We start from the raw sequence: 13,673 nt of genomic DNA, 5'->3' as shown, positions 1-13,673 counted from the left end.
CACCGTATATTTCAGGATCTGGTTCCAGTCTGCGCGCTGAACCAGCGTAGAGAACTGGGTACCAATTTCCAGCTGACCGGCGCCGGCCACTTCATGGTGGTGGATTTCTACCGGCACGCCCTGCTCTTCCAGAATCAGGCTCATTTCGGAACGCAGGTCTGCAAAGGAATCAACCGGTGAAACAGGCACATAGCCGCCTTTGACGCGCGGGCGGTGTCCCAGATTGCCAGACTCCGATTCAGTGCCTGATGACCATGGCGCTTCGTCGGATTTGATTTTGAACGAGCAGCCAGACATATCGTCGGTCCAGGTGATGCCGTCAAAAACAAAGAATTCCGGCTCAGGACCGAAGTAAGCGGTGTCGCCCAGGCCGCTGGATTTGAGGTAGGCTTCGGCACGCTTGGCCAAAGAACGTGGATCGCGATCATATCCTTTCAGATCGGACGGTTCAACCACGTCGCAGGTCATAATCAGCGTCGGTTCTTCACGGAATGGATCCAGACGGGCAGATTTGGCATCAGGAACCAGCAGCATATCGGAAGCCTCAATGCCTTTCCAGCCCGCAATGGACGAACCATCAAAAGCCTGACCGGATTCGAACTTGTCTTCGTCCAGCAGTTTAGACGGAATGGTCATATGGTGTTCTTTACCGACCGTATCCGTAAACCGGAAATCGACAAAAGTCACTTCACGATCACCAATCAGCTTTAGAACGTCTTGAGGGGTTGTCATACTATCTCCATGAGTAATGTCCAATGACAGGGCCTGAGCCGGCCGTATACCGTACTCAACAGCAAGTATCATGCCAGCTTTTGTGACCGGATGCGTGGCAGATTTGTGATTTGCACGCACTATTTTAGAGCATGAAATTATTCTATATGCACTTAATTGGTGCCTTGTGGCAAAAACGCACCAATAGCGTACGGGCGCAGCCCGCAGTAAAGAAACAACTGACTGTTATGTGAGCGCGGGAAACAAGCCTTCAGGATGCCTTCTTTTCGGGCAAAAACATCGCCTGCAGATCGTTCAGGAATGCCTGACCGCGCTCGGTGGGTCGTATGGTCATCGGATCGGGCTCGAGCAGCCCGCGCTCAACCGCCTTGCGAATGATCGGGGCCACGGCCAGCAATGAAAGGCTGGTGCGCTCTTCAAACAGCGTCGCGGGAACCCCTTGAACCAGTCGCAACGCATTGAGCATGAATTCGAAGGGTAAATCTGCCACAGCCAGGGTCTGCTCGTGCATAATTCTGCCGGCGCCATCTGCCTCAAGCGCACGATCCATCCAGGTCTGCGGACTCTTGACGTTGGCCCGACGGATAATGCGGTCCTGAAAAGACAACTTGCCATGTGCGCCAGGTCCGATACCGATATAGTCGCCGAACTCCCAGTAATTGAGGTTGTGGCGTGCACGGCAACCCGGTCGGGCGTAGGCCGAGATCTCATAATGCTCGAAACCGGCATCCCGGGTCTGCTCAAAAAGCATATCTTGGATGTCGGCAGCGCTATCTTCATCAGGCAGGTCTTTTGGCGGGAATTTGGCAAAGACCGTGTTCGGCTCCATGGTCAGATGATAGAGCGACAGGTGCTGGGTACCAAAGGCTAGCGCCCGCTGCACATCGGCGCGGGCTTTGGCGACCGTCTGCCCGGGCAACGCATACATCAGATCGATATTGACTTGGGACACTGCGTTCATGGCCAGTTCAATGGCTTTTTCGGCCTGGTGGGCATTGTGAATACGCCCTAGCTGCTGCAGCGCGTTGTCGTCAAAACTTTGTACGCCCAGCGAAAAGCGGTTGACCCCGGCCGCCGCATACTGCGCGAACCGGTCTGCCTCGGCCGTCCCTGGATTGGCCTCCATGGTAATTTCTGCAGATGGCGCCAGTGGCAGATACGACCGAACCATGGCCAACATCTGCTCGATTGCTTCGCCAGACAAGAGGCTGGGCGTGCCGCCACCGATAAATACGGTATAAACCGAACGGCCCCACACCAATGGCAGCGTCTCTTCCAGGTCGCGACGCAGTGCCGCCAGAAAACGCGCTTCGGGAATGTCCTGTTTTTTCTCATGGGAGTTGAAATCACAATACGGACATTTGCGCACGCACCACGGCACATGAATGTACAAAGACAACGGCGGCAGGCTGATGTTGAAGTTGATTGCCGGCTTCAGCCGGTGCAGAGGAACAATATTTTCGATCACGCGGCACCCAGGTCCGCCAGCAAACGCTTGAGCGCCATGGCACGATGACTCACACTATTCTTGACCTGCGGGTCAAGCTGAGCAGCGGTTTTCCCCAACTCGGGAATATAAAAATAGGGGTCATAGCCGAACCCGTTGTCACCTGCAGCCTGCATGGCGATTTCACCATGCCAGGTGCCCTGCGCGATGACAGGACAGGGATCATTTTCGGATCGAACGAAAACCAGCACGGCTATATAGGCAGCCCGCCGGTTTTCATGATCTTGCAGCTCCAGCAAAAGGCGGCGGTTGTTGGCCGCATCGGATTTTTCTTCACCGAACAGCGTGGCATACCGCGCCGATAGCACGCCGGGGGCGCCATCCAGGGCTTGGACCGACAGGCCTGAATCGTCAGCCAACGCCGGCAAACCAGTTTGCCCACTGGCATGGCGCGCCTTGCCTAGCGCATTTTCGACAAAAGTATGAAAAGGCTCGGGCGCCTCCGACACATTCAGTTCCTGCTGTGGAATAAGACGCATGCCCAGTGGCGCAAACAGCGCACTGAACTCGCGCAACTTTCCCTTATTCCCGGAAGCCAGTACAACATCCATATATTTACACTCTACATTCAACACTATTGTTCAAGAATAACAATCTACGAAGACGACCAGCGTCAACGCAAGCCAGGCAACGCTCGCCCTCTGCCCGACCTGCACCGGCAAACGGCCTGGCGCAATAGGCGCCATCTGATCGGCACCTCGCCCTGCAATTGCGAATCACGAAGCGCGAGTCATAAATTACAAATCAGGAGCGGTACTCTCGCCAGCGGCAGACAGATATCACAGTCGCCATACAGGGGCTGCGCTGCGACCGAAGCTACACCAACGCCAGTAACGCCACTGGTTCAACGCACCCCGCCGCCTCGTTGCGATGCTACGCCGGCCAGGCAGACTGTTGCTCGCGCAACAACCGGGCAATGCCCGACTCGGCCAGCGCCAGCAAACTGTCCAAATCCTGGCGGCTGAATACCTGGCCTTCGGCCGTGCCCTGCACTTCCACAAACTGGCCCGAGCCGGTCATGACCACATTCATATCGGCATCGCAGGCCGAATCCTCTTCGTAATCCAGATCCAGGACGGCATGTCCTTTGTACATGCCGACTGAAATTGCGGCAACCCTGTCTCTGAGGGGGTTGGCCGACAGCCGCCCGTCCCTGAGCAGAAAGCTGACCGCGTCGGCCATGGCGATCCAGGCGCCGGCAATGCTCGCGCAACGGGTCCCGCCATCGGCCTGGATAACATCGCAGTCAATCTGAATAGTGCGCTCGCCCAGCTTTTGCATATCAATAACGGCGCGCAGGCTGCGCCCAATCAAACGCTGGATTTCCTGCGTCCGGCCGTTCTGTTTGCCGCGCGCGGCCTCACGGTCGGAACGGGTATGGGTTGAACGCGGCAACATGCCGTATTCTGCCGTTACCCAGCCCTGGCCTTTGCCTCGCAAAAAAGGCGGTACGCTCTCGATCACACTGGCATTGCATAGCACGCGGGTATTGCCAGCCTCGATCAACACGGACCCTTCCGCATAGTTGGTGTAACTGCGTGTAACAGAAAGCGGACGAATCATATCGTGCTCCCGACCCGAAGGACGAGCAAAGTTTAGGTTGAGATCTGCGCTGGGCATAATATCCTCATCGATTATCAATAGTTACATTGTAGTGCGCCGTGCGCATAAAATGGTCATTTGCATCACTTATAATCGGATCAGTCATCCAGTCGCAATTTTGAATCTGCTGGAACGACGCATTACCCTGGACACCTAAACTTAATAATAGCGGACAACATATGATCCACAGCATGACGGCTTTCGGCAGTGCCCGTTCCGAATTTCTGCTTGGCAGCGTAAGCGTAGAACTCAAGGGCGTCAATAGCCGCTATCTTGATCTTGCCTTCAGAATCCCCGATGAATTGCGTCATGCAGAAACTGCGCTCAGAGAACTGCTTGGCAGCCATCTTAAGCGCGGCAAACTGGAAGTACGTGTCTCTTTTGCCCGATCCGGCAGCCTGCAACAGCGCGCCTTCGAGGTCGATCAATTGACGCTGATTAACGAGCGCTACCAGGCTGCGCTCAAAATTATTCCTGATTTGGCTGCCCCTGGCATGACCGACCTACTACACTGGCCTGCCCCGAACGAGTACAACGAGGATGACTCGCCGGCCATGTGGCTGAACCAATGCATGCAGGCGGGACGCAGCGCCCTGCAAGAGCTCATTCTTGCCCGCGCCAGGGAAGGCCAGCGCCTAGCCACGGCAATGCTCGAGGCTGCCCAAGAGATGAAAAAAGTGATCGGCACCATCGAGCAGCGACTGCCCGGGATTCTTGCCGAATACCGCAAGAAGCTGGCCGGGAAACTGACCGATACCCTGAATGCCGCTTGCCCCAACGGCTTTGAGCAAATCAGCGGCGCCGAGCTTTCCGCACGCATTGCAGCGGAATCGTCCCTGTTTTCCCTGCGCATTGATGTAGCAGAAGAACTCACGCGGCTGGACTCCCATCTGACCGAACTTCGTGTCATTCTGTCTTCCGGCAACTCCGAGTCTAGATCGGCGGCCAAGTCGCTCAGCTTGGGCAAACGCCTGGATTTCCTCTTCCAGGAAATGAACCGGGAAGTCAACACCCTGGGGTCCAAGTCAAGCTCCCTTGAAATCACGCAATCGGTCATTGACCTCAAACTGCTCATTGAGCAGTTGCGTGAGCAGGCACAGAATATCGAATAGGCAGCGCCTGCCGTAAGCGGACGGGTGCGGCTCGCTTGCTCAAGACGCTGGCTGCGCCTTGTCTACCCAGGGCAAATCGGGCGGCGTCAAGCGTTTCATATCCGTGTCCACCTTCCCGAATCGCGGGTCATGGGCGTTCCAGTCCTTTTGCGCCTGAATAATGTCGTTGCGCGCACCGACGAAATTCCACCAAATCTGAAAATCCGGAACATCAATCGGTGTGCCACCCAGCAGCAGCAGACGGGACTCGGCCGTGGTATCGATGCGCACGGTATTTTTGCCCGTGCCAAGAAAAGCCACTTCATTCAATTCAAATAGCTCATTGTTGATACTGGCCGGGGCGCCGGTAATCAAGAACAGGCCGTACTCGAATTCCGGATTCAGTGTCAGCTCAATACTGTCCTGCCCCAGCGCCTCTATGTCAACACAGACCAATGGCGTGAACTGGCGGGTAGGTGCGCGTCGCCCGGCAAATTCGCCCGTCAGCAACGTAAATCGCGTATTGGCCTGCATCCACTCCGGCAGTTCGGGATAATGTTCAAAGGCCGCAGCAATGGGCGTTTCCGACTGGGGCAAGGCAATCCACAACTGCACTGCATGCAGCACGTTAATACCCGGCGGCGTCTGTTCGGTATGCGCAATACCGTGACCGGCGGTCATCAGATTGATCTGCTTGCGGCGAATCAATTGCTCGTTGCCCAGGCTGTCCTTGTGCAGGACTTCCCCTTCAAGCATCCAGGTAAAGGTCTGAAGGTTGATATGTGGATGTTCACCCACCTGCATGCCCGGATTGCCTTCTTCAAAGCGAGCTGGACCGGCATGATCCAGAAAACACCAGGACCCGATCGTGCGCCGCTCACGGTTTGGCAGCGCGCGGGCAACGGGAATGCCGCCAACATCGGCAATACGCGGTTTGATTTTCTGAAGGGTCATGCCCTGCTCCTTGTTAGGTGAAATTGGCGTTTATACGCCGGGACAAGCCGGCGCCCTGCCATGCCCTGCACAACGCGCTGCCGCTTGCGTCTGGCGCACACATCAGCCGCGTCCGACAAAAGGCATTTTGGTGGCCATGATGGTCACAAACTGCACGTTGGTTTCTAATGGAAAATCACACATGGCCCGCACTGTCTGCGCAACATGCGCCACATCCATAACCGGTTCCACACGTGTCTCGCCGTTTGCCTGGATGATGCCCTTTTGCATACGCTGCGTCATGTCGGTGCCAGCGTTGCCGATATCTACCTGGCCGCAAGCAATATTGTAGGCCCGCCCGTCGAGTGACAGGGATTTTGTCAATCCTGTAACGGCGTGTTTTGTGGCGGTGTAGGCAATGCTCATGGGCCGCGGCGCATAGGCCGAAATTGAACCATTATTGATGATGCGACCACCTTGCGGATCCTGTTGGCGCATGACACGGAATGCTGCCTGGGCGCATAAAAACATGCCGGTCAGATTCACATCAACAATATCACGCCACTCCTGCACCGAGAACTCATCGACAGGAACCGGCGTACCACCCCGCCCCGCATTATTGAAAAGCGCGTCGACGCGTCCGTACTCACGCTGGGCCGTATCGAACAACCTGCGAACCTCCTGCTCGCTGGTCACATCCGTTGGCACCACCAAAGCCCGAGTTGCATCGGCCCCGGCCGCTGTGCGGGTCTTCTCAAGAGCATCGGCGCGCCTGCCGGCCAGCACAACGGCATAGCCGGTACCCAGCAGCTCAAGCGCCACTGCACGCCCGATACCGGATCCTGCTCCTGTGACCACGGCGACTTTAAGGGGGGGTGTATTCATTCTTGTTACTCCTTTGGAAACGGAACCGCTATGCTATCAGGTTTGAAATAATTCCTACAGGCACCAACTGCCTGTTTTTTTCATGCTGTTTCATGCCGCACTCAGTTTATGATGTGTGTGCTGACCAATCCAGCCCCATCACAATGACAAAAAACGTACCGGTTCAGGCAATTGCCGAAAAGTAGTGTTTTTTTTGCTATGATTTTCTTTTGCCGCCACCGTCATCATTATGCTTAAATTTCCCGGTAATGTCTTCATGATTATCGCACCCAGCGGTGCGGGCAAATCAAGTCTGGTCAATGCGTTGCTTGCGCAGGACAACAACATTTCCCTGTCCATATCATGCACCACGCGCGATCCGCGCCCCAGTGAGCAGGACGGTCGCGAGTATTATTTCACCACCAAGCAAGACTTTCTGCAATTGCGCGAAACCGACCAATTGCTTGAGTGGGCCGAAGTCCATGGCAATTTTTACGGCACGCCACGACCACCGATAGAAAAAGCCATTGCCCAAGGCAAGGACATTCTTCTAGAAATCGACTGGCAAGGCGCGCGCCAGGTCCGCCAGCATTTCCCGGGCGTAATGGGCATTTTCATCCTGCCACCGTCCATCGAGGTGCTGGAAACCCGGCTGGCTCAGCGCGGACAGGATTCGCCCAGCGTTATCACCCGCCGGATACTGGCGGCAGGAAGCGAGATTGCGCACGCTCCGGAGTGCGAATATGTTATTATCAATGAAGATTTTGCCACAGCCCTGAATGAATTACAGAAAATCGTTGCAGCCGCAAGGCTCCGATACCAGTCTCAGGCCGCCCGGCATGCCCAACTCTTCTCCCAGCTCGGGATTTCCGATTCCGTTCGATAATTTGACTTTACCTTTTTTGCTTACCCGCTAAGGACAACACCATGGCTCGTATTACTATCGATGATTGCATGATGCACATCCCCAACCGCTTCAACCTGACGCTGGCTGCGACCTACCGCGCCCGCGAACTGGCTCAGGGCCATGAACCGCGCGTCGATCCGGACAAGGACAAACCGACCGTGATCGCGCTGCGTGAAATTGCCAAAGGTCTGACCGGAGCGGAAATGCTGCGTAAAGTGCCTACCTGATTTCAGGCACAGGCAGGTCATATGGGACTCAAGGACGCATCTTCCTCGCTGTTGCACGCGCTGCGGGCCGGGTCCCCTTTCCGCCGACGAAACCGTAACGGCCACCGGCAGTCTGCGCAGGCTGCCACCTCTATTGCAAACGCATCGATACTGCAGGACGACGAGCAGCGCATTCCCCCGCAAGCCGTCCCCAACAGCGCCACGCGCCACGAACCGGCCATTGCATCGCTGGCACATTTGACCGAAATGCTGTCCGCCTACATGGACAGCAAGGAAATCGACAAGGTACGGGAAGCCTACCGCTTTGCCGATCAGGCGCATCTGGGCCAATTCCGATCATCCGGCGCACCGTATATTACTCACCCGATTGCGGTTACCGAAATCTGCGCCGGCTGGAAGCTGGACTCCAACGCCCTGATGGCTGCGCTGCTGCATGATGTTATCGAAGACCAGAACGTATCCAAGGCAGAGCTGGCCGAAAAATTCAATCCGGACGTGGCCAACCTGGTCGACGGCCTGACCAAACTGGAAAAACTCAATTTTGCCACCAAGGCAGAACAGCAGGCGGAAAGTTTTCGCAAAATGCTGTTGGCCATGGCCAAAGACGTTCGCGTCATTTTGATCAAACTGGCCGACCGGCTGCATAATATGCGCACGCTGGATGCGGTCGGCGCGGATAAACGCCGACGGGTGGCCAACGAGACCCTGGAAATCTATGCCCCCATTGCGCACCGGCTGGGCCTGAACGCATTGGTGCGGGAGTTACAGGATCTATGCTTTGAAGCCAGCAATCCGAATCGCTACAACGTATTGAAAAAGGCTGTGCTGGCCGCACGCGGCAATCGTCGCGAAGTACTCACCCGGATCGCCGAAAACATAACCTCTGCCATGCCTGCCAATGGCATCGAAGCGGAAATCAGCGGCCGGGAAAAATCGCTGTTCAGTATCTACAACAAGATGCGCGAGCAGAAGAAGTCTTTCTCCGAAGTGCTTGACATCTATGGCTTTCGAATCATCGTGCACACCCTGCAGGAATGCTATCTGACGTTGGGCACCATCCACCAGTTATACCGACCGGTGCCGGGCAAGTTCAAGGACTACATCGCCATTCCCAAAATCAACGGCTATCAGTCCCTGCATACCACGTTGGTCGGCCCCTATGGCACCCCCATCGAGTTTCAGATTCGTACGCGGGACATGGATCACATTGCCGAAAAAGGCGTCGCCTCGCACTGGATGTACAAGGAAGACGATATCTCGCTGAACGATCTGCAAAAGCAAACCCACCGCTGGCTGCAGTCGTTGCTGGATATCCAGAGCCAGACCGGAGATTCTGGTGAGTTTCTTGAACACGTCAAGGTTGATCTGTTCCCCGATGCTGTCTATGTACTGACACCGAAAGGAAAAATCGTCTCTCTGCCGCGCGGTGCTACGCCGATTGATTTTGCCTACGGCATCCATACCGATATTGGAAATCAGGCGGTCGCTGCAAAAATCAATGGCGAATTTGTCCCGTTGAAAACCGAAATCAAAAGCGGCGATACCATCGAAATTGTCACCTCCCCCGCTTCGGAACCCAACGTACAGTGGCTTAATCACGTGCGCACAGGCAAGGCACGCTCCGAAATCCGTCATTTCCTGAAAACCGTCAAATATGAAGACTCTATTCATTTTGGCGAAAAAATGCTCAAGCAGGCATTGCAGGAACTGAACATCCCTCTGCCCGATGCCGACAATGCCGAATGGGAAAAACTGGCGCGCAGTTCGGGCGCGTCCTCACGCGAAGAGATTCTGGCCGACATTGGGCTGGGTCGCAGGCTGGCCGCCGTGGTCGCCCGCCGCTTTGCAGTCGAAAACGCCATGCTCGCCACCAGTGCTGCAGTCATTGATGAAGTCTCCATTGCTCACGCCGGGATGATCTTCATTCAGGGTAACGAAGGTCAGGCCGTCCAGCTTTCGGGCTGCTGCAGCCCTATTCCCGGTGACAGCCTGGTCGCGCTGATCCGCCCGGGCCATGGGCTCGTCGTTCATACCGATGATTGCCCGACTGCGATGCGCCTGCGCTCCCGGGAACCGGACCGCTGGGTGCAAGTGTACTGGGATGAGGAAACCGCCTCTCACCTGCCGGTACGCATGGAAATCGTTATCCGTAACGAAAAAGGGGTGCTGGGCCGTATTGCCGCACAGATCTCTGCTGCCGACTCCAATATCCTGACAATGTCCATGAATGAAGATGCCCAGAATCTGGCCGTGGTGCACCTGACGATCCAGGTCCATGATCGCAAGCATCTGGCGCGGGTTTTCCGCATGGTCCGCCATGTCTCCCAGGTACAGAAAGTGGCACGGCTGAAAGTCAGACCAAATCAGGATCCGGTACTGTAGCGGCCAACCGGCCCGAGATCAGCGTAATTTTCCGGTCACAGCGCGCAGCCAGTTTCTGGTCATGTGTTACCAGTACCAATGTAGCGGCCTTTTCCCGATTCATCTCAAACATCAGATCCGCAATGCGCTGACCGGTTTCCGTATCCAGGCTGCCCGTCGGTTCATCAGCGAACAAGATTGCAGGGCTCACCACGAAAGCACGGGCCAAGGCCACACGTTGCTTTTCTCCCCCGGACAGTGTTTTGGGATAATGATGCATTCGTGAGGCCAGCCCAACCCGCTCAAGCATCTGCTGCGCGGCCTCCCGCGCCGGCTGCCCCTGCAATTCCAACGGCAGCATGACGTTTTCCAGCGCTGTAAGATTTGGCAGCAGCTGGAACGACTGAAACACAAATCCAATATTCTGGGCTCGCAGCACGGCGCGGGCATCTTCATCCATGTCAAAAATATTTCTGCCCATCAACCTTACCTGCCCCGAAGACGGGGTGTCCAGGCCAGCCAGAATACCCAGCAACGTCGATTTTCCTGATCCGGAACTGCCTGTAATGGCTAATGTCGCACTGTGTTCGAGCTCAAAGGAAATATCATCTAAAATATCCAGCGTACCAGTTGCCTCGGCAACGTGCTTTTTCAAGTGAGAAACTTCAATGACAACATCTGCGTCCATGATTCGTGTTCTGTCCATTCTGATAAGTCTGTGGGTGTTCGTCTGGCCGCAAGCGGCCAAAGCCCAGGAAAAACCGGTATCGGCCAACGCACCGGTTATTCTGGTCGTGGGTGACAGCCTGTCTGCCGAATATGGTATCAGACGCGGTGCCGGCTGGGTGCAGTGGCTGGCGGAGAATAAAAAAGAGGCGCTGGGCGATGCCCAACTGGTCAATGCCAGTATCAGCGGCGACACCACCGCAGGAGGCCGCAGCCGCCTGCCCGCCCTGCTGAAAAAACATCAGCCTGCCATCATGATACTGGAACTGGGCGCCAATGATGCGCTGCGAGGCCTCTCGCTTGAGGCCAGCCGTGACAACCTGCAAAGCATGATCGATAGCGCCAAAGCCCTCAAGACCGAAGTGGTCCTGATCGGCATGCAGATCCCGCCCAACTTCGGGCCTGATTATGCTCGCCAGTTTCAGCAGATGTTCGGTACGCTGGCAAAAGAAACGAGCACCTATCTGGTGCCCTTTCTGTTTGCCTCATTTGCCCTGCAAAGGGATATGTACCAGGATGACGGTATTCACCCCGCTGAACAGGCCCAGCCGCTGATGGCTCAGACGGTTTGGCCTGTTCTGGAAAAAGCGCTTACTGATTACCGGCAGCGTCGCTAATGACTCTCTCTGCCTCGGGATACACTTTGACGTCATGTGTCTGGCGAATCAGTCGGGTCACGCTCTGGGCCACTTGCGCGCCGGTACCGGCAATCATGGCCTGACGCAGATACTGGTCAAACATATTGCGTGCCTCGGCGGTCGGCTCGGTCACTTTCTCGATCTGGGCAATGGCATAGCCATTAGGCAGTTCAAAACCCACAAAGGCGGGCAGCTTGTCGGCAGGCGCGCTCATGATCGCATTGAGCATGGTAGGTGGCAGTTGCGACTGTGTCAGGCGGCTGATGGTGGTTTCCTTGCCAAAGCCAGTCAGCTCACCCGGTCCTTTTTCCTTGAGCATGGCCAGTTCCGCTGCGCCGTCTTCGGCTGCCTGCTGTTTGCCTTTTTCATCACGAATGCGATTAAGGACGATTTCACGGACGTCGTCCAGCGCAGGTACCGCCGCTGGAACATCCTTGGCCACACGCACGACCATCAGCTCGGATGGGGAAATCTCAATGACCCCGGAGTTCTTTTTCTGCTTGCGCACTTCGTCGGAAAACAGCGTTTCGCGAACCCGACCCGATTCAAAATAGGCGGCATCCTTGCTGTCAATCGCGGCATTATCACCCACCTGTTCTTTTGGCAGCAAAGTCGTCTGGCTTACACCGCCTACATGGCGAATGTCCAGCGCAAGCGCGTCGGCCAGCGGCTGCAGGGAGTCCCGTTCCGTGCTGGACAATTGGGTCAATCGGGTAGACAGGTCGGCAAATTTTTCAGAGGCCTGCTGCAACGCAATTTCTTTTTTCAGGCTTTCCTTCAGTTGCGCCAGCGGTTCGACCTGGCCAGGCTCGATATTGGCAATCTGCAGCACGTGCCAGGCATTGTCGATTTTGACCGGATCGGTAATGCCGGCGGCCTTTGGACCAAAAGCGGCATTGTCAAGGGGGGCAATATCGCCTTTGGCCAAGGTACCCAGGCTACCGCCCTGATTTTTTGAACCAGCATCGTCGGAATAGGTTTTTGCCAGTTCGGCAAAGGATTCAGGATTCTGCCTGGCCTTTTCGGCCACTTCAATCGCCTTGTCCTGAGCGGCTTTCTGGGCCGCTTCATCGGCACCGGCAGGAATCTGGATCTGGATATGGTTGATCTGGCGCCGCTCTTTTTTGGTGTATTTGGCGATGTTTGCCTTGTAATAGCTTTCAATATCGGTGTCGGAAATTTCGCCTACGGTGTTGAGGGCCACATCCTGGTTCAGGACGATGTAGTCCACGTCGACATACTCAGGCACCTGCAGCGACTGCTTGTTCTTTTCGTACCACTCGGCAATTTCCTGATCACTAACCTGCACCGACTGCTCGTAAGTCGCCGCTTCGAAGCTCTTGAGTCTGACGGTACGCTCCTGCGTCATGGCCGTCTGAAGCAGCGCCGCCGTTTGCGCAGGAATGCCTACCGTACTGGAAACCGGCTCGAGCAACTGCGCAAATGCCAGGCTCTGACGCACATACTGCTCATAATCGACGTCACGGATATTGCGCTCGGCCAGAAACTGGCTGTATTTCTGAAAAGAGTACTTGCCGTTGTCCTGAAAATCGGGCGTGCTGGCAATGGCCTGGCGCACCATATTGTCGGTCGCATTGAAATGCTGGTCCAGCATTTCCTGCTGCAGCACCTGATTGTCCACCAGTTGGTCAAGCCAGGCCTGACGATTGGCCGGCGTATCGACGGCATTGATGTTGAAGTTGCTGCCATTTTGCTCGCGCAACTGGTTCAGACGCTCGCGCCAGGACTGGTCAAACTGCGCCTGGGTAATCTCGTTTTTCCGGACCGAAGCCAGTTTCACGTCATTATTGGTAAACGACTGGTAGTCGGCAACACCTAAAAAGACGAAAGAAGGCACGACCAGAACGAACAGTACAACGAGCAATAAACGTTTATGCGTGCGAAAGGATTCTAGCATTGTGTTCCCGACCAAAATGAATGTCTGATGCGAAAGCGAAACGCCGCCTGATGGCAAAGCGATTCAGAATAACCGCTTATTTTAAGCGCTTTTTCAATTAAAATAAAACTTTAGCATCAATTCAGGCAATTGGCTGGCATGAGGCTGCAGCATGTGCTGCGCCAGCC

13 protein-coding genes are annotated in these 13,673 nt (G+C 55.6%); 5 read left to right on the top strand and 8 right to left on the bottom strand.

The features are described from left to right. The 4 genes from ACTIKR_RS08665 to rph all read right to left on the bottom strand — a co-directional run. The coding region (locus ACTIKR_RS08665; protein ID WP_442327635.1) for a glutamine synthetase beta-grasp domain-containing protein at positions 1–732 on the bottom strand (732 nt) is incomplete at its 3' end. Between the two features lie 250 nt (positions 733–982). Continuing rightward, the gene (hemW, locus tag ACTIKR_RS08660) at positions 983–2,200 is read right to left on the bottom strand and encodes a radical SAM family heme chaperone HemW (protein WP_442327634.1); all 1,218 of its coding nucleotides are present in this window, start codon (positions 2,198–2,200) and stop codon (positions 983–985) included. Then, on the bottom strand, positions 2,197–2,790 hold the full coding sequence (gene rdgB / locus ACTIKR_RS08655; RefSeq protein WP_442327633.1) for an RdgB/HAM1 family non-canonical purine NTP pyrophosphatase: 594 nt from the start codon (positions 2,788–2,790) through the stop codon (positions 2,197–2,199). Before rdgB ends, hemW begins: the two co-directional genes overlap by 4 nt. A 322-nt stretch (positions 2,791–3,112) precedes the next feature. Continuing rightward, the gene (rph, locus tag ACTIKR_RS08650; protein WP_442327632.1) at positions 3,113–3,859 is read right to left on the bottom strand and encodes a ribonuclease PH; all 747 of its coding nucleotides are present in this window, start codon (positions 3,857–3,859) and stop codon (positions 3,113–3,115) included. Between the two features lie 161 nt (positions 3,860–4,020). Between rph and ACTIKR_RS08645 the strand changes: the two genes are divergently transcribed. Beyond that, positions 4,021–4,953 (top strand): YicC/YloC family endoribonuclease, encoded by a 933-nt coding sequence (locus tag ACTIKR_RS08645; protein WP_442327631.1) that lies wholly within the window; start codon positions 4,021–4,023, stop codon positions 4,951–4,953. 39 nt (positions 4,954–4,992) lie between these two features. Here ACTIKR_RS08645 and ACTIKR_RS08640 read toward each other — a convergent pair whose 3' ends face one another. Both ACTIKR_RS08640 and ACTIKR_RS08635 read right to left on the bottom strand, forming a co-directional pair. Beyond that, positions 4,993–5,886 carry a pirin family protein gene (locus ACTIKR_RS08640; protein ID WP_442327630.1) on the bottom strand — a complete coding sequence of 298 codons (894 nt, stop codon included), beginning with the start codon at positions 5,884–5,886 and terminating at the stop codon, positions 4,993–4,995. A 102-nt stretch (positions 5,887–5,988) separates the two neighbouring features. Continuing rightward, on the bottom strand, positions 5,989–6,750 hold the full coding sequence (locus ACTIKR_RS08635) for an SDR family oxidoreductase (protein ID WP_193086926.1): 762 nt from the start codon (positions 6,748–6,750) through the stop codon (positions 5,989–5,991). 256 nt (positions 6,751–7,006) lie between these two features. Here ACTIKR_RS08635 and gmk point away from each other — a divergent pair, with 256 nt between their 5' ends. Genes gmk through ACTIKR_RS08620 form a run of 3 tightly spaced genes read left to right on the top strand, consistent with a single transcriptional unit; the run spans position 7,007 to position 10,245 of the window. Then, a complete protein-coding gene (gmk, locus tag ACTIKR_RS08630; protein WP_442327629.1) occupies positions 7,007–7,615 on the top strand; it encodes a guanylate kinase in 609 nt (202 codons plus the stop codon). Between the two features lie 41 nt (positions 7,616–7,656). Further along, positions 7,657–7,863: a DNA-directed RNA polymerase subunit omega gene (gene rpoZ / locus ACTIKR_RS08625; RefSeq protein WP_100696355.1), complete on the top strand. Its 207-nt coding sequence runs from the start codon at positions 7,657–7,659 to the stop codon at positions 7,861–7,863. A 21-nt stretch (positions 7,864–7,884) separates the two neighbouring features. After that, positions 7,885–10,245 (top strand): RelA/SpoT family protein, encoded by a 2,361-nt coding sequence (locus tag ACTIKR_RS08620; protein ID WP_442327628.1) that lies wholly within the window; start codon positions 7,885–7,887, stop codon positions 10,243–10,245. Here the strand turns inward: ACTIKR_RS08620 and ACTIKR_RS08615 are convergent. After that, entirely contained in the window at positions 10,217–10,912 is a 696-nt protein-coding gene (locus ACTIKR_RS08615; RefSeq protein ID WP_193086929.1) for an ABC transporter ATP-binding protein, read from the bottom strand. The genes ACTIKR_RS08620 and ACTIKR_RS08615 overlap by 29 nt on opposite strands. Between ACTIKR_RS08615 and ACTIKR_RS08610 the strand changes: the two genes are divergently transcribed. Further along, positions 10,893–11,567: an arylesterase gene (locus ACTIKR_RS08610; RefSeq protein WP_442327627.1), complete on the top strand. Its 675-nt coding sequence runs from the start codon at positions 10,893–10,895 to the stop codon at positions 11,565–11,567. The two genes, ACTIKR_RS08615 and ACTIKR_RS08610, sit on opposite strands and share 20 nt — an antisense overlap. Here ACTIKR_RS08610 and ACTIKR_RS08605 read toward each other — a convergent pair. Next, positions 11,542–13,506 carry a SurA N-terminal domain-containing protein gene (locus tag ACTIKR_RS08605; RefSeq protein ID WP_442327626.1) on the bottom strand — a complete coding sequence of 655 codons (1,965 nt, stop codon included), beginning with the start codon at positions 13,504–13,506 and terminating at the stop codon, positions 11,542–11,544. The genes ACTIKR_RS08610 and ACTIKR_RS08605 overlap by 26 nt on opposite strands. Between the last annotated feature and the right edge of the window lie 167 nt (positions 13,507–13,673).

The organism is Advenella sp. (assembly GCF_052108595.1).
Classification (GTDB): Bacteria; Pseudomonadota; Gammaproteobacteria; order Burkholderiales; family Burkholderiaceae_B; genus Advenella.
The sequence above is the reverse complement of the archived record's forward strand: the minus strand, read 5'-3'. Positions and strand labels throughout refer to the sequence as shown.